At 69.8% G+C, this 16542-nt stretch carries 14 protein-coding genes; 10 read left to right on the top strand and 4 right to left on the bottom strand.

From position 1 onward, the window contains the following. Positions 1 to 254 precede the first annotated feature (254 nt). Genes HS104_33765 through HS104_33775 form a run of 3 tightly spaced genes read left to right on the top strand, consistent with a single transcriptional unit; the run spans position 255 to position 3619 of the window. Positions 255 to 2030 carry a serine/threonine protein kinase gene (locus HS104_33765; GenBank protein ID MBE7484923.1) on the top strand — a complete coding sequence of 592 codons (1776 nt, stop codon included), beginning with the start codon at positions 255 to 257 and terminating at the stop codon, positions 2028 to 2030. A gap of 41 nt (positions 2031 to 2071) precedes the next feature. Next, entirely contained in the window at positions 2072 to 2752 is a 681-nt protein-coding gene (locus HS104_33770; GenBank protein ID MBE7484924.1) for a hypothetical protein, read from the top strand. Positions 2753 to 2758: 6 nt separating this feature from the next. Then, a complete protein-coding gene (locus HS104_33775; protein ID MBE7484925.1) occupies positions 2759 to 3619 on the top strand; it encodes a hypothetical protein in 861 nt (286 codons plus the stop codon). Here the strand turns inward: HS104_33775 and HS104_33780 are convergent. After that, the gene (locus HS104_33780) at positions 3616 to 5139 is read right to left on the bottom strand and encodes a sigma-54-dependent Fis family transcriptional regulator (GenBank protein MBE7484926.1); all 1524 of its coding nucleotides are present in this window, start codon (positions 5137 to 5139) and stop codon (positions 3616 to 3618) included. The two genes, HS104_33775 and HS104_33780, sit on opposite strands and share 4 nt — an antisense overlap. A 140-nt stretch (positions 5140 to 5279) precedes the next feature. Between HS104_33780 and HS104_33785 the strand changes: the two genes are divergently transcribed. After that, positions 5280 to 7529, top strand: coding sequence for an amidohydrolase family protein (locus HS104_33785; protein MBE7484927.1), 2250 nt, complete (start codon positions 5280 to 5282; stop codon positions 7527 to 7529). A 57-nt stretch (positions 7530 to 7586) separates the two neighbouring features. Next, positions 7587 to 8012: an OsmC family protein gene (locus tag HS104_33790; protein ID MBE7484928.1), complete on the top strand. Its 426-nt coding sequence runs from the start codon at positions 7587 to 7589 to the stop codon at positions 8010 to 8012. Here HS104_33790 and HS104_33795 read toward each other — a convergent pair. After that, complete coding sequence (locus HS104_33795) at positions 8009 to 8494, bottom strand: acyl-CoA thioesterase (GenBank protein MBE7484929.1); 486 nt, start codon at positions 8492 to 8494, stop codon at positions 8009 to 8011. The two genes, HS104_33790 and HS104_33795, sit on opposite strands and share 4 nt — an antisense overlap. Before the next feature lie 119 nt (positions 8495 to 8613). On the opposite strand from HS104_33795, the gene rseP reads away from it, so the two are divergent. Together rseP and HS104_33805 are read left to right on the top strand one after the other, a co-directional pair. Next, a complete protein-coding gene (rseP, locus tag HS104_33800; GenBank protein MBE7484930.1) occupies positions 8614 to 10290 on the top strand; it encodes an RIP metalloprotease RseP in 1677 nt (558 codons plus the stop codon). Then, positions 10287 to 11570 (top strand): Sun protein, encoded by a 1284-nt coding sequence (locus HS104_33805; GenBank protein ID MBE7484931.1) that lies wholly within the window; start codon positions 10287 to 10289, stop codon positions 11568 to 11570. Before rseP ends, HS104_33805 begins: the two co-directional genes overlap by 4 nt. On the opposite strand, the gene HS104_33810 is transcribed toward HS104_33805, so the two are convergent. Continuing rightward, on the bottom strand, positions 11571 to 12194 hold the full coding sequence (locus tag HS104_33810; GenBank protein MBE7484932.1) for a hypothetical protein: 624 nt from the start codon (positions 12192 to 12194) through the stop codon (positions 11571 to 11573). It lies immediately after the preceding gene. 90 nt (positions 12195 to 12284) lie between these two features. On the opposite strand from HS104_33810, the gene HS104_33815 reads away from it, so the two are divergent. The 3 genes from HS104_33815 to HS104_33825 are packed head-to-tail and all read left to right on the top strand — an operon-like array spanning position 12285 to position 14952. Beyond that, positions 12285 to 13181 (top strand): 4-hydroxy-tetrahydrodipicolinate synthase, encoded by an 897-nt coding sequence (locus tag HS104_33815; GenBank protein ID MBE7484933.1) that lies wholly within the window; start codon positions 12285 to 12287, stop codon positions 13179 to 13181. A 29-nt stretch (positions 13182 to 13210) separates the two neighbouring features. Beyond that, entirely contained in the window at positions 13211 to 13960 is a 750-nt protein-coding gene (locus HS104_33820) for a 4-hydroxy-tetrahydrodipicolinate reductase (GenBank protein ID MBE7484934.1), read from the top strand. Then, a complete protein-coding gene (locus HS104_33825) occupies positions 13957 to 14952 on the top strand; it encodes a hypothetical protein (protein MBE7484935.1) in 996 nt (331 codons plus the stop codon). The genes HS104_33820 and HS104_33825 overlap by 4 nt, the downstream gene beginning before the upstream one ends. 297 nt (positions 14953 to 15249) lie before the next feature. Here the strand turns inward: HS104_33825 and lgt are convergent, their stop codons facing one another. Continuing rightward, positions 15250 to 16461 (bottom strand): prolipoprotein diacylglyceryl transferase, encoded by a 1212-nt coding sequence (gene lgt / locus HS104_33830; GenBank protein MBE7484936.1) that lies wholly within the window; start codon positions 16459 to 16461, stop codon positions 15250 to 15252. Positions 16462 to 16542 lie beyond the last annotated feature (81 nt).

Consider the following 16542-nt stretch of genomic DNA (forward strand, 5'->3'; position numbering starts at 1 on the left):
TCAGACTCTCTTTGGCGAGTCGAGCCGGCACCACTCTGGCAACCGGAGACCGCGAAAAGTCGGTGGAAACTAATGCCTCGTGGGGGAGCACGCTAGGAGGAATGGGAATTCCCGCGTCCGGACAGCCACGGCCGGCATGGAAGGCACGTATTCCGAGGACTTAGCCGGAGCGCGGGGCAGGAGCTCCTGGCCGCGTCATGGATTCGGCACCACCGAGCGGGCTCAGGCTGAGTACTATTGCGGGCTCCCCGAGGATGCAGTCCGACGACGAGCTTCTTACGCGCTGCGAGCGCCGGGTGGGCGCGGTCATCGACGGCACCTGGCAGCTGCGCCGGCTACTCGGGCTCGGCGGCATGGCGGCGGTCTACGCCGCGGTGGACGGGACGGGGCGCAAGGCCGCGATCAAGCTGATCCACTCCCACCTGGCCAAGAACCCGGCGGTGCGTGCGCGGTTCCAACGCGAGGCGTACATCGCCAACAAGGTCGATCACCCCGGAGTGGTCGCCATCCAGGGCGACGGCACCAGCCACGACGGCGAGCCCTACATCGTCATGGAGCTGCTCCGCGGGCAGTCGGTGGACCTGTTGCTCGACTCGCACCGCGGTCGCCTGACCATCCGGGACGCGCTGCACATCGCCGAGGGCGTGCTGGCGGTGCTGGTGAAGGCCCATCCGCTCGGCATCGTCCACCGAGATCTGAAGCCCGAGAACGTGTTCTTGACGTCCAAGGGCGAGGTCAAGGTCCTCGACTTCGGCATCGCGCGCATGCTGGATCAGGAGAAGGATCGCGGCCAGACCCGCACCGGCGTGATCATGGGGACGCCGTCGTTCATGGCGCCGGAGCAGGCGTTGGGGCGGTGGTCGGAGGTGGACGCGCGCACGGACCTGTGGGCGGTCGGTGCGCTGATCTTCCTGCTCGTCAGCGGACGCCTGGTCCACGGTTCGGGGACCGGCAGCGACATGCTGATCCGGGCCGCCACCCGCCCGGCTCCGTCGCTGGCCCGCGTGGCCAAGGCTCCGCTCTCCTTGGTGCGGCTGGTCGATCGTGCGCTGGCGTTCGACCCTCGCCGCCGCTTCCCAGACGCGGCGACCATGCTGGCGGAGCTGCGCGCGGTGCAGCAGGAGGTCGGCCACGGCGGCGTGGTCGAGCGCACCGACACGGGCTCGAAGCCGCCGCCGTCGCCCTACGAGGAGCCGACCATGGTCGGCACGCAGCCGGGGGCCTCGAGCCCCGAGGCGGCCCTCGCATCGGACGTGGAGGTCGAGCTCGGCGAAGAGATCGAGATCGACTCCGCCGAGATCCTGGAGCTCGAGCCCGTACCGCTGCCGCGCGCCGCCAACGGCCCGCCTTCGGCGCCGGAGATCGACTACCCGTCTCCCACCAGCAAGCCGATGTCGCGGCGCGTGAACGCCGAGTCGATCGTGGACGAACGCTTCGCCGAGTCGGTGGCGAAGGCCTATCGGCGCGCGCTGCCAAGAGGGACGACCGAGGACGTCACCGAGCCCATCCGCACGGGGCTCCGCCGCCTGGCGACCCGCGCTCCGGACGCGGCGCTGCGCCTCTTGCTCGCGCTCTGCAGCGCGATCGACGATCCCAAGCAGTCGGACAACGAGCAAGTGCGCGGCGCCTTCGCCAGCGCCATCGTCTCCACGCGCGCGCTGGGCGCGCTGATCGCCAGCTCCGCCAACCCCGGCGTCGACCGCGCGGTCGGCGCGGCGGCCATCGGCAAGCTCCTCGATTTCCTGGGCGACGCCCACGCCGGCGTGGTGCTCGAGAACCTGACCGCCGTTCCAGACGGCGAGCTGAAGGACCTCTTGCGCCGCTATCTGGCCCGCAGCAGCGCCGGCTACGAAGACCAGATCGGCGCGTTGTTCGCCCACGCGCCGGTGGAGCTCGGCGTGGAGCTGGTGCGCGTCCTGCGCAAGATGAACACCGACGGCGCGCGGGCTGCCCTCGGGCTGGCGCTCGACAGCGAGCACCTGGAGGTGCGCAAGGCGGCGGCGGCGACCCTGGGCGTGCGCACCCACTGAATTCGTCGTCCCACACGCACGATTGGTGCGAACATCGGCGCATGCGGGATCGAATCAAGCGTGCGCTCGAAGGCTTCTACGCGTTCGTGGACGAGCCTTTGTACTTGGGATCGCGGCCGCTGCTCTTGCTCTTGCTGGTGCCGCTCGTCTTGGGGCTGATGCAGCCGCTCTGGCACATCGAGATGACGGCCCCGCAGTACCCGAAGGGCTTGTCGCTGCAGATCTTCGCCCACACCTTGGTCGGCGGGCACGACGGCGCCGACATCAAGGAGATCAACATCCTGAACCACTACATCGGCATGCAGAAGCTGGACCGAGCCCTGTTCACCGAGCTCGACTGGTTGCCGTTCGGCTTCGGTGCGCTGGCGCTGCTCCTGGTGCGGGTCGCGGCGCTCGGCAACGTGCGTGCGCTCATCGACCTGTCCGTGCTCGTGACCTACTTCGGCGGATTCTCGGTCTTCCGCTTCGTGCACAAGATGCATGCGTACGGCCACGACCTGTCGCCGGACGCCCCGTTCAAGGTGGAGCCGTTCATGCCCGCGCTCTGGGGCGAGAAACAGGTCGGAAACTTCATGACGCACGCTTACCCGGGGACCGGGACGTATCTCCTGGCGGTGTTCGCGACGGGGGTGGTGGCCGTCACGCTCTACCACCTGATCGTGGGCCGAGCGCGCGCGCAGCGCGAGAGCGCTGCTCGGTCGAGCACCCCCGTGGAGGACTGAATGCGGGTGACGAAGTGGACCCTGCTCCTGGCGGTGCTCTCGGGCTGTCGCGGCTGCGCGGCGGAGCCCGCTCGAGAGAGCGCCGACGCCGCCGACGCAGCGGCGGCAGAGTGCGAGCCGCGCACCACCGAGAAGCTGGGGATCCCGTTCTCGAAGCTCTGCCCCCAGGACCTTCCGCTGGGCGGAGCGCGGTTCGAGCCGTTCTGGATCGCGGCACAGCCCCTCGGGTGCTCGGCGGGTGAGCACGAGACGCTGCGCTGCCCCAGGGTCACACCGCTCCACCACCCGGCCCCCGGCGAGGCGCGCGCGCCAGGTCCCGTCCCGTCGAGCCTGGCAGCGGTGCTCGACGCCAACACGGCGCAGGGCTGGTGCTACATGCGATTCGCGGGCCGCCTGCCCACCCGCGAGGAGCGCGCCCGCGCCGAGGTGACCCTGGGACTGGCCGCGGTGATCGTGGCGAGGTCTGCGGGTGAGCCGCTCCACTTCGAGCTCTCACGCCAGGCAGAGTGGGTGACCGAGACGCCCTGCGAGACACCGAACGTGGCCAACTGCTCCGTCGGCATGTTCCCGAGCGGCGCTCCACGCCCCATCCCCTGGGATGCGATGGTCGCGTGCAGCGGGACGCCGTTCACGGGCGACGCCGGCCGGCCGCTGCTGAGCATCGGGGAGAGCTGTCCCGCGGCGGGCTTCGACTGGGACGCGAGCGGAGGCCTGCTCCCGTGCGCGGTGAGGGGGCCCGTGGAGCGCGGTCCGGTGCTCGGCTTCGCGCTCTCCTGCAAGCCGCCCGCTCCGCCGGAGCGGCACCCGGAGGACGACCCGGCGGCGACCGCCGCGGTGCGCTGCGTGATGCCGGGAACGCTGCGCTAGCGGGTGCGAACGCGGCGCAGTGGGCCGACCTCGGCCGCGAGCTTCGCTTCGCGGGCGACCACCAAACCGCGACGCTTGAGCAGGCGGTAGAGCGTCACCGTGTTGACCCCGGCCCGCGCCGCCGCCTCGCGCACGTTGCCTCCGCACTGGTTCAAGAGGTCGAGCAAGTAGCGCCGCTCGAGCGGCGCCAGCCACTCGTCCCGGAGCTCGAGCAGCGTCTTCTCGCGCTCGCCACCGCGTCTGCTCCGAGCGACCTGCTGCCGGAGCGGGCCCGGCAGATCTTCCGCCGTGATCTCGTCTCCGGCTGCCATCGCCGCGGCGTGCTCCATGCAGTTCCTGAGCTCGCGCAGGTTGCCCGGGAAGTCGTGGGCTTCGAGCGCGGCCAGCGCGTTGGCGGACAGGCGCAGGTCGGGGCGCCCGAGATCCTGCGCAGCCCGGCGGAGGAACGTCTCCGCGATCACCTCCAGGTTGTTCTTGTAAGAGCGCAGCGGAGGCAGCTCCAGCGTGACGACGCCGACGCGGTAGTAGAGGTCCTCGCGGAAGGTTCCGTCTCGGACCATCCCCGGCAGGTGCTTGTGGGTCGCGCAGATCAGGCGCACGTCGATGTGCTTGGGGGCGGCGTTGCTGCCGACCGGCAGGATCTCCCGCGCCTCCAGCACGCGCAGCATCTTCGCCTGGAGCGCCGGAGCCAGGTCACCCACCTCGTCCAGGAACAGCGTGCCCCCGTTGGCCTTCTCCAGCTCGCCGACCTTGTTGAAGGTCGCGCCGGTGAACGCTCCCTTCACGTGCCCGAAGAGCATGCTCTCGAGCAGCTGCTCGGGTATGGCCGCGCAGTTCACCGAGACGAACGGCGCCTCGCTCCGCTTGCTGTTGAAGTGGATGGAGTGCGCCACCAGCTCCTTGCCGGTGCCGCTCTCGCCCTGGATCAGCACCGGGATGTCCGTCCCGGCGACCTGCTCGAGCTGATGCTCCAGCCAGAGCCACTCGGGAGACAGCCCCTTGAGCAAGAAGGGGCGGCGCTTGGCCTTGGCGCCGGCTCGGTACATGTGCGCGCGGCGCAGGAACTTCGCCGCGCTCTTAGCCACCGTGCCGAGCTCGCCCTCCGTCGTCTCGGGGAAGGCGTGCGCCTGTGCGCTCGACACGCTGAGCACGCCGATGGACCGGCGCTGGTACAGAATGGGCACCGCGACGATGGAGCGCACGTCGACCAGGTACTTGGCGTAGTGAGGATCGCGTGACGTGTCGTCCGAGCGGTAGGGCCGGTGATGACGAAACACCCAGAGCGCGATTCCGTCGGGGCGGCCATCGGCCCGGTGCCGGAGCAACAAGCCAGGCACGGTCATCACCACGCCGTCGACGACGTGGAAGTCGAGGCGCAGGGCCTTCTCGGAGTCGTCCCAGACGAACAGCGCGCCGTAGCGGGCGCCGGTGCGTTCCATCGCGGCTTCGAGCACCACGCCCTCGATCTGCTCCTCCGCGGCGGCGTGGAAGCGCTCCTCGAGTGAGTTGCCTAAAGACATATATGAATCGCAATTAGAGCAGTATCAGTTGCACTAAAGCAACATGCCCCTCAGGCTTTCTGCGATTTCTTGGCCATTTCCGTCCGAGGAAGCTTTGGCACGGAGTCTGCGTATGGGGCGGCGTCGTTAGGAGACACCCGATGATCCGCACCCGCTCCCTCAGCCTGTTTTCCCTGCCCTTCGTGCTTTCCCTGGCGGCATGTGCCGCCGAGACGCGCGCTCCCGAGAGCGAGTCGGCGGAGCAGCAGGCCATGTCCGCCGGCGGCCTGGTGGTGAACGAGTGCTCGACCGGGAGCGGCGGCTTCATCGAGCTCTACAACGCGGGCACGGCGACCCTCGATCTGACGAACGATCCGACGAGCTGCTGGTTCGTCGACGACGTCGAGGGCGGCGGCGCCCCGAAGAAGATCACCGACAGCCTGGTGAGCCACGCGGCGTCGTCCACGACCTGCGCGGCGGCGGGACGCGCGGCGACCTGCGCGCTGGTCGCGCCCGGTGAGGTGGTCTGGGTCCCGTACTCCTACGTCAACTCGACCACCGCCGACGCCTGCCGGCTGATCAGCTCCGCGAAGTCCGGTACGACCTGCTCCACGAGCTATGTCGCCGAAGACTCGGGCCCCACGGCGTCGAGCTCGGCCGGGCAGTGCTTCGGTCGGACCGCGGACGGCGGCAACTGGTCGTCCGCCGCGATCACCTGCAGCAAGGGTGCTTCGAACGGCCCCGCGTGCACCGCGGGCGCGGCTTGCGACGACGGGGACGCTTGCACCACCGGCGAGACGCTGTCGGCGAGCTGCGTGTGCACCGGCGGGAGCGCGCTGTCCTGCGACGACGACAACCCCTGCACCGCGGACAGCTGCGACGCAGCCGCCGGCTGCGGCCACGCGCCCGTCGCGGACGGCACCAGCTGCGGCACGGCCATGAGCTGCTCCGCCGGTAGCTGCGTGCCCGATGCGCCTCCGCCCAGCGGCGACGCCCAGATCGTCCAGCAAGGCGCGGCCGACAAGATCCTGCTCCGGGGCACCGTGGTCACCGAGGCCGGCTTCTTCACCGGCGAGGTGCTGGTCGAGGGCGACACCATCACCTGCGTGGACGTGAGCTGCGACGGTGCCGTGCAGCAGATGAGCCCCGGGCCGACGATCGTGGCCACGAACGGCATCATCATGCCGGGCCTGATCGACACCCACAACCACATCCTGTTCGACATCTTCGACGAGTCGGATTGGTCGCCGCCCAAGGTCTACACCAACCACGACCAGTGGCCGAACGACGCCCGCTACAAGGCGATGGTGGACGCCAAGCAGTGGCTGAACGCCGAGTACGGCTCACCGGTCAACGTCAACTGCGAGCTCAACAAGTACGGGGAGCTCAAGGGCCTGATCGCCGGCACCACCAGCATCGCCGGCGCGGCGAACCCCGCCAACAAGGCCTGCTACGGCTCGCTGGCGCGCACCATCGATCAGAGCTCGAACGACCTGGGCTACGACAAGGTCCAGGCCTCGACGCTGTTCCCGAACACCTCGAGCGCCGACGCCATTTGCAAGAACATCGCCACCGACAAGACGGACGCCTTCTTGATCCACATCGGCGAGGGCGTGGACCAGACGGCTCTGAACGAGTTCAACAAGCTCTGGACGGCGCCGACCACCGACGGCTGCCTGCACGCCCCCGAGACCTCCATCGTGCACGGCACGGCCTTCGGCGAGACCGAGTTCGACAAGATGGCCCAGCACGGCATGGGCCTGGTCTGGTCGCCGCGCTCCAACGTGTTCCTGTACGGCTCGGGCACCGACCTCGAGAAGACCACCAACATCCCGCTGGCCCTCTCCAAGGGCATCAACGTGAGCCTGGCGCCCGACTGGTCCATCGGCGGCAGCCAGAACCTGCTCGACGAGCTGCGCTTCGCCAACCAGGTGGACGACGGGGCCTTCGGCGACATCCTGACGGCGAAGAAGCTGTTCGAGATGGTGACGATCAACCCGGCCAAGAACCTCGGCCTGTCCAACGTCATCGGCTCGATCGCCGTGGGCAAGAAGGCCGACCTGCTGGTGATCGGCGGCGACGCCGCCGCCCCCTACGACGCGCTGCTCCAGGCCGAGCCCAGCACGGTCCGCCTGGTGATGGTCGGCGGGCGCACGCTGTACGGCGACTCGGCGCTGGGCGCCCTGGCGCCGGTCGGCCCTGCCTGCGAGGCCCTGCCGGTGTGCGGCGCGAACAAGTTCGTGTGCGTCGCCGAGAACGGCGGCACCGCCAGCAACAAGCTCGGCCAGAGCCTCGCCGACATCGTCAGCGTCCTCTCCACGGAGCTCCAGAGCTACGACGACCAGAACCTGACCTCGTGGGACTTCTCGCCCATCGCTCCGCTGGTCAAGTGCGCTCCTTCCGGCGCGTGAGCCCGCGAAGAGTTTGCGCGAATCCTTCGGCCCGGCGCGCGGCTCACACCGCGTGCCATGGAAATCACGCTCAGGTTCGCAGGAAACAAGCGGGTAGACGCGATCTTCGGTGATCGAGTGGTTCACACCGACCAGGGCCCCGAGCACGGCGGGGAAGGCAGCGCGCCCGAGCCGTTTCAGCTCTTCCTGGCGTCCCTCGCGACCTGCGCTGGAGTCTACGTGCTCGGCTTCTGCCAGGCGCGCGACCTCCCGACCGACGGCATCCAGCTGGTCCAGCGCCACGACTTCTCCGAAGAAGGACGCCTTCGGCGCGTGACCATGCAGATCAGCGTGCCCGCCGACTTCCCGAGCAAGTACGTCCCGGCTCTCGAGCGTGTCGCCGCGAAGTGCACGGTCAAGCGCGTGATCCAGGAGGCGCCGGAGTTCGTGATCGAGGCGAAGGCCAGAGGCAGCGAGACCGCGCTCGACAGAGCGGCGCTCTAGCCTGACTTCTTCTTGCGCTGCGCCAAGCGATTGGCCTGGCGATCGCGCGCGCCTTCCCAGCGGCGGCGGTCCTCGTCGGTTTCGAGCAGGAGCGGTGGGACAGCGCAGGGCTTCCCCGCGTCGTCGATGGCCACGTAGACCAGGTACGCCGAGTTGGTGTGCGTGACCTCGCCGGTGATGGGGTTCTCCGCGTGGACGTGCACGCCGACCTCGACGGAGCTCTTGCCCACGTAGTTCACGCTGGCCTTGCAGCAGAGCAGCTCGCCGACGTGGACGGGTGACACGAACGACATCTCGTCCATGGCGACGGTGACGCAGGGGCGCTGCGCGTGGCGCATGGCCGCGATGCCACCCGTCTCGTCCACCATCTTCATGATCAGCCCGCCGTGGACGTTGCCGTAGGCGTTGGCGTGCTCGGGGAGCATCAGCTGGCAGAGCTCGACCCGTGACGCGCTGACGGGCTTTTGGGGCTTCTCGCTCATGCCGCGCAGCCTAGCCGAAATCAGGGGAGTTTTCGCGACATCACCGCCAGCCCCCGCGCCCAGTTTGGCGTCGAGCCGCGGCATCGGCTAGAGCCGGGGCTTCGAGTGCGGCCCGGGCGATGGACCTCCTCTACTTCGTCATCCTGATCAGCTCGCTGATCTTCGTGCACGAGCTCGGGCACTTCGCTCTGGCCAAGGCCTTCGGCGTGAAGGTGCTCACCTTCAGCCTGGGCTTCGGGCCGAAGATCCTGAAGCTCAGGGGCCGCGAGACGGAGTATTGCATCAGCCTTCTCCCGCTCGGCGGCTACGTGAAGATGCTCGAGGCCTCGAAGAGCGACATCGTGCTCCCCGAGGACCGGCATCGAACCTTCGAGTCGCTGCCCGTCTACAAGCGCATCCTGGTCGTGCTGGCGGGGCCGGTGATGAACCTGGTGTTCCCGATCCTGCTCTACTTCTCCGTCTTCGTGACGGACGGACCGTTCCTGCCGCCGACGGTGGGCGTGGTGCTGCCGGGACACCCGGCGGCCGGCAAGCTCTTGCCGGGCGACCGCATCATGAGCGTGAACGGAGAGGACGTCGGCACCTTCGACGAGCTCAAGCGCATCATCGCCAAGAGCCCGGCACAGCCGCTGCGCTTCCGGGTGTTCCGCGACAACAAACACGTCGAGGTCGAGGTCACCGCGGAGGAGACCATCGAGCGGCGCGAGCTCGACCTCATCGAGCGGGTCGGGACCATCGGCATCCAGCCGAGCGCGCCGGCCGCGGTGATCGGCATCCCGAGCACCGAGTCGCCGGCCTATCGAGCGGGGCTCCGCACCTTCGACGTGGTGACCCACGTGGCGGGGCAACCGGTGCGTCGCTTCCGGGATCTCGACGCGGCCTTCGCCGAAAATCGCGGGGAAACGCTGCCGGTGACCTACCTCCGGCCCGTCACGCTCCCCGGCGCCCTCGGCGGCCTGGCCGAGATGGCCATCTACGAGGCCGGCGTGGTCGCGCTCACACCCGACCCAGCGGGCTCGGATCTGATGAGCCTGACGGGCATCGAGCTGGCAGACCTGTATGCGGCCATCGTCCCCGAAGACAACTACCTGGCGAAGGCGGGGCTCCGGCCCGGTGACAAGATCCTGAAGCTGGACGACGAGGTGCTGCCCGCCTGGTCCACCTTCCGGGAGCGGCTGGTGGCCGCGCCGGATCGCCCGCATCGCATCGACTACCTGTCGGCGAAGGACGGCCGCGAGAAGAGCGGCACCTTCCAGATGCGGCGGGAGGACATCGTGGACGAGCACGGGCAGGCCTTCGCGCGCTACGTGCTCCAAGTGAAGAACTGGCTGCCGCTCGCGCCGGAGGACTTCGTCGCGCACCCGTCCCCGTTCCGCTATGCGCTGTCGAAGGCCGTCGAAGAGACGATCGACGTGACGCGCTTCACTTTGGTCAGCATCGTGCGCCTGATCCAGGGACGCATGAGCCTGAAGACGCTGTCCGGCCCCATCACCATCTACGAGGTGGCGGGCGAGGAAGGCAGGAAGGGCCCCGACTTCTTCGTCTGGGTGATGGCGCTGATCAGCATCAACCTGGGGCTGTTGAACCTGCTGCCGATCCCCGTGCTCGACGGCGGGCACCTGATGTTCTTCACCATAGAAGGCGTGATGCGGCGACCCTTGCCGCTCAGAGTCCGGGAAATCGCCCACATCGTCGGCATGGCGATCCTGTTCGGGCTGATGCTCTTGGCATTCAAGAACGACGTGGAGAAGCGCTGGGACGTGATCGTGGGGCAGATCCGCGACCTGGCGGGATGAGCGCCCCGAGCGGGCGCGCCATCGCCGGCCGCGTGCTCCTGCGCGTGGACAAGGACCGGGCCTACGCGGCAGCCGCGCTGAACGCCGAGCTGGCCCGGCACCCGCAGCTCGACCCGCGGGAGCGCGGGCTGGCCACGGAGCTGACCTACGGCACACTGCGCACGCAGAAGGTGCTCTCGGAGCGGCTTGGGGCGCTCGTTCCGCGGGGCATCGACAAGACCGACCGCACGGTCCGCGCGCACCTCTTGGTGGCCGCCTATCAGATCTTGATGCTCGATCGGGTGCCGCCCTTCGCCGCCGTGGACGCCGCGGTGAACCTGGTCCGCGCCGATCGCGGTGACAAGCTCGCCGGCTTCGCCAACGCGGTGCTGCGCAAGCTCGCCGCCGGCGGACCCCACCTCGACAAGGCTGCGGCGATCCTCGCCAGCGCCCCGGCGTGGCTCCGCGAGCGGCTCGCGCGCGACGTGGGTGAGGACGAGATGCGAGCGCTGCTCGGCGCCGCCGGGGACGAGCCGGCGGTGTGCGTGCGGATCCGCCCCGGGCGCTCGCTGCCAGACTGGCTCGAGCAGGCGGAGCGCGGCCAGGTCTCGCCGCTCGCTCGGCTCACGCGCGGCGAGGGTGATCCGCGCCGCCGCGCCGGCGGCTCCACGGGCTTCGTCGTGCAAGAGGAGGGCGCACAAGTGGTGGCGCTCGCGCTGGGCGCACGGCCCGGCGAGCGCGTGCTCGACGCCTGCGCCGGGCGCGGGCAGAAGACCACGCTTTTCGCCGAGCAGCTCGCCGGCACCGGCGAGCTCTGGGCGAGCGACCTCCACCCAGCGAAGCTCGCCGAGCTCGCCGCCGAGCACCGCCGCCTCGGTCTGCCCGCGCCGAGCACGCGCGCCGCGGACCTGTCGGTGGGCGTGGGTGACCTGCCCTCGGACTTCGACCGCGTCCTGGTGGACGCGCCGTGCAGCGGCAGCGGCACGCTGCGCCGGCGGCCCGAGATCGCGCTGCGGCTCGGTCCCGACGACCCGGAGCGGCTCGGCCAGCTTCAGACCCGCATCCTGCGCCACGCGGCGTCGCTCGCGCGCCCCGGCGGCCGCGTCGTCTACGCCGTGTGCAGCGTGTTTCGCGAGGAGGCCGAGGAGGTGGTCGCGCGCGTCGCCGACCTGCTCGCACCGGTGCCGTTCGACGCACGCGAGCTGGTCGCGCTCGCCGGCAGCGAGGCGACCAGCCTGCGCCTGACGCCGCTCCGGCACGGCACCGACGGCTACTTCGTGGCGTCGCTAGCGCGACGGTGATCAGTCCGTCGTCGCGTCCGTCGTCGCGTCGGTCGCCGCGTCGGTCGTCGCGTCGCTGCCGGCATCGCTCTGTCCGGCGTCGCCGCACTTGCTCGACGAAGGATCGACGTCCACGCCGACCTTGTGCGCCTCGCACTCGTTGCAGTAGCTCTTGCCGTCGCAGCCGCACACGCCGGGGCAGGAGGTGTCGCAGGTGGTCGGTTTGGCGGTGCAGTAGCCGGTCTTGGTCACGCCGCAGACGTCCGAGAAGTCGCAGAACTCGTTCGACTTGCAGAGCACCATCGACTCCAGGCTGCACCAGTTCTTCTGGCCGCCGTCGGTGCAGGCCTTGGGATCGGGGGGCACGGTGGTGGTCTTCCAGACGCCGCCGATGCAGGTGACGATGTCGCAGCCGACGCAGGCGTCGGCACACGTGCCGCAGCTCTGCCCGGCCACGCTGCAGCTCTGCCCTGCAGCCGACAGGGGATCCGCCGGGCAGTTCCCGCTGCCGCCCCCGCCGGTGCCGGCTCCCCCCGAGCCTCCCGCGCCGCCGGCGCCGCCGGTGCTGCTGCTGCCTCCGCCGTCGTCCGAGCCGCACGCGGCGACCAGTAGAAACGCTACCCCCAAGACTCCCCAGAGCTTCATCGATCCCTCCAAACCCGAGTCCGCATACTACAGGACGCCCCGAGCTTCCACGGCTTGCGTCCGGCCCGCCCCGCGCGAATAGTGCCCGCCATGGCAGCGATCACCCTCTCCGGCGCGTTCACCGCCGTCGTGACCCCCTTCAACGACGACCTCTCCGAGATCGACTGGGCCGCCTTCGACGGCCTGATCCAGGCGCAGCTCGCGGGCGGCATCTCCGGCATCGTGCCCTGCGGCACCACCGGCGAGGCGCCGACGCTGAGCGACAGCGAGCAGCGCGAGCTGGTGAAGCGGACCGCGAGCCTGGCCAAGGGCAAGGTCCCCATCTTCGCCGGCACCGGCTCCAACAACACCAAGAAGAGCATCGACGCCTCCAAGGCCGCGCTCGAGGCCGGCGCCGACGGCGTGATGATCGTGATGCCGTACTACAACAAGCCGTCGCAAGAGGGCATGGTGCGCCACGTCCAGGCCATCGCCAAGGAGGTCGGTGGCGCGCCCATCATCCTCTACAACATCCCGGGTCGGACCGGCATCGAGCTCACCGTGGAGAGCACGCTCAAGCTGCTCGACTCGAGCCCGAACGTGGTCGGCATCAAGGACGCCACCGGCAACGTGATGTGGTGCCAGGAGCTGTTGCGCCGGGCGGCGAGTCGCGTGACGCTGCTCTCCGGCGACGACCCGCTGACCTTGCCCATGATGGTGGTGGGTGCGAAGGGCGTGATCAGCGTCACCTCGAACCTGTTGCCGCGGGAGGTCTCGGACGTGTGCGCCGACGCCCTGGCCGGCCGCTGGGAGGAAGCGAAGAAGAAGCACCTGGCGCTCTTGCCGGTTCACCGCGCCATGTTCGTCGAGCCGAATCCGCAGCCGGTGAAGGCCGCGCTGGCGCTCGAGGGCCGCATGAAGCCGGGCGTGCGCTTGCCGCTGGTCGAGGCCAGCGCCGGCTGTCGCGAGGCCGTGTCCCGCGCCCTCGAGGAGTACCGGAAGAAGTGAAGCTCGCTCTCTTCGGCGCCACCGGGCGCATGGGGCTCACGGTGGCGCGCCTGGCGCACGCCGCCGGCGATCAGCTCGTGGGCGCCGTCGCGGCGGCGGACGACCCGAACCTGGGTCGCGACATCGGTGAGCTCGCTGGGCTCGGCACGCTCGGCGTCGCGGTCGGCGCGGACGCGGCGTCGGGCCTGCTCGGCGCCGAGGTGGTCATCGATTTCTCCACGGCCCGAGCCGTCTCGGGCCTGCTTGGCGTCGCGGCGCGGCAGAAGGTGGCGGTGGTCAGCGGGACCACCAACATCGACGCCACGGCCAAGGCGCAGCTCGAGAAGGCCGCGGAGAGCGTTCCGGTGCTCTGGGCGCCGAACATGAGCCTGGGCGTGCAGGTCCTGGCGGAGCTGGTGACGCAGGCGGTGCGCCGCCTGGGCGCCGACTACGACGTCGAGATCGTGGAGATCCACCACAAGAAGAAGGTGGACTCGCCGAGCGGCACGGCCAAGCGCCTGGCGGAGGCCGCCAAGCAGGCGCGCGGGGGCCTGAACGAGATCCACGGCCGCGACGGCGACGTGGGCGCGCGCCCCGCCGACGAGATCGGCGTGTTCGGCGTGCGTGGCGGCGACGTGGTCGGCGATCACACTGTGTACCTGCTCGGGCCCGGCGAGCGCATCGAGCTGTCGCACCGGGCATCGAGCCGCGAGCTGTTCGCGCACGGCGCGCTGCGCGCGGCGCGTTTCCTCGCCGGAAAGCCCGCGAAGCTCTACACCGTGGCGGACGTGCTGGGGTGAACGCGGCGAGGGCGCTCCTCGTCTTCGTCGCCCTCGGGGGCTGCACACCGCCTGCGACCCGCAGCGAGCCCGTCCACGTCGCACCGCCCCCTCCGCGCACGCCGACAGCGCCGCCGGATCCGGCGCTCGCCAGCTTCCGCGACAACCTGGAGCACGCCAAGAGCGACGCCGAGCGCGCCGGCTGGGTGGTCCGCGAGGTCGTCGAGATCCCCGACCACCACGCCGCGCTCGTGATCTACGACCCCTCGCCCGCCAAGGCCCCCGCGTACAAGCTCGCACGCATCGACGCCGTCGGAGCCGGCGCCTATCAGGTGGTCTCCAGCGAGAGCGGCATCGTGGACGTGATGAAGACGCGCTCGGGCTCGCTGCTCTGGGATCTGCGCGGCGACGGCTCGCGGTCCGTGATCATCCACCTGACTCCCTGCGGGGCCAACTGCGGGGTCGCGAAGCCCTTGGTCCTCGAGCTGGACGGCAACGCATTCAAGGCCGCCGCCGTCGCGCCGGAGTGCCCGACCTGCCTGCGCGACGACGACAAAGACGGCGTGCCCGAGCTCGAGCTGCGCCTCGCGTCGCTCACCATCGCTCCCTGCTCGCGCGCCTCCTGCGGTCCGTCGAGCGCCCTCCTGGTCGAGGTGCGGGGGGTCGAGCGATGGAACGGCGCTCGCTACGCCAAGGATCTTGCCGTGCTCGCGCCGCTCTACGCCGAGCGCCGGAAGGCCGCGCAGAAGGACGCCGCTACCGTCAAGAGGACCGGCAACAGGTCCAGGATCTGCCCGCTCAATGCGCTCTCCGTCGCCGCGCGCCTCTACGTGTACAGTCGCCTCACCGGCGAGAGTCGCGGCGACGCCCTCGTCCGCGCCGACGAGGTGATGCGCGGCTGGGACACCAAGGCCTGCTCCACGGAGTACGACCTGCTCGCACCGCCCAAACGCTGGGAGGAGCTCAAGAAGGAGCTCGAGGCTCTCCCGCTTCCCACCCTGGAAGCGAAGTAAGGCGCACCGCGGAACCCGGCGCGCGGTGCGTCGAGGCGCGACGGAGCGCCCGCGGGGTGCGGCGCGGCGCGGCGCTCAGCCGCGCATGCGCTCGCGGAACCGAGCTCGGCCGACCGCGTTCCGGTCACGCGGGCAGGAACAGCCGACCTGTTCGGGGGCGGACGACCGCGTTCCGGTCACGCGGGCAGGAACAGCCGACCTGTCCGGGGGCGGACGACCGGGTTCCGGTCACGCCGACAGGAACAGCCGACCGCGTTCCGGCCACGCCGACACCCGCCGCCCACATCCGCTGCCGAGCTACTTCTTCTTCTCGTCGTCGTCGTCGTCGTCGTCGTCGTCGTCGTCGTCGTCGTCGTCGTCGTCGTCGTCGCCCGCCTTCTTGGGCTCGGCCTTCTTGGGCTCGGCCTTCTTGGGCTCGGCCTTCTTGGGCTCGGCCTTCTTGGGCTCGGCCTTCTTCGCTGGCGGCGGCGCGGGAGACTCGTCGTCGTCGTCGTCGTCATCGTCGTCGTCGTCGTCGTCGTCCGCCTTCTTGGGCGCGGGCTTTTTGGGCTCGGCCTTCTTGGGCTCGGCCTTCTTGGCCGCGCCCTTCTTCGCTGGCGGCGGCGCCGGGGACTCGTCCTCGTCCTCGTCCAGGTCTTCGTCCTCGTCCTCGTCCAGGTCTTCGTCCTCGTCCTCGTCCTCGTCTTCGTCGTCGTACTCGGGCGTGACCCAGCCGGCGGGGTAACGGGTCTTGAACGCCCACCAGATCCCGTAGAAGCCGAGCAACGCACCGGGGATGCTGAGCCACTGGCCCATGGTCAGAAACGGCGTGGGTTCGTGGGTCTGGTGCTCCTTGAAGTACTCGACCACGAAGCGCCCCGGGAAGTAGAGCGCGAAGAACATGGAGATCATCGCGCCGCGGGGGCGCTTCTCCTCGCCCAGCTTCTTGTCCCACACGTAGAGGGCGCCGAGCACGAACAGGCCGAGGGCCACCTCGTAGAGCTGGCTCGGGTGCCGGAGCGGCGGATCCGGCACGCGATCGAAGCGCGGCAAGCGCACACCCCAGGTTCCATCCGTGGGCTTGCCGACGATCTCGGAGTTGAACCAGTTGCCGACGCGTACCAGCGTGGCGCCGAGCGCCGCGGAGTACGAGAAGCGATCCGAGCCTTCCAGGAACGGAATGCCGCGACGCTTGCAGAACAGGTACATCGCGAAGATGAGCCCGAGCACCGCGCCGTGGCTGGCGAGCCCGCCCTCCCAGATCTTGAGCACCCAGAGCGGGTCTCGGAGGGCCTTGTCGAAGTCGTAGAACAGGACGTGCCCGAGCCGGGAGCCGACCAGCACGCCGAGCACGCCGTAGACGATGAAGTCGCCCGCGTCCTCCTCGTCGCCGTCGCCGCGCTTCACCTGCCACTTGAGCAGCCAGAAGCCGCCCAAGAACACCATGACGAAGAGCAAGCTGTACCAGCGCAGCGAAATGGGTCCGAGGCGCGCGAGGATCGGATCGACGTCCCAAGTGAAAGTCGGCACGGGGGCGCGTTTTACCCCGAATCGAGCGCTCGAGATAGGGCGAGATTTCGGCCCAGACTGGGCTCCGCGAGACGGCGAAGC

Source organism: Polyangiaceae bacterium (assembly GCA_015075635.1).
Classification (GTDB): Bacteria; Myxococcota_A; Polyangia; order Polyangiales; family Polyangiaceae; genus JADJKB01.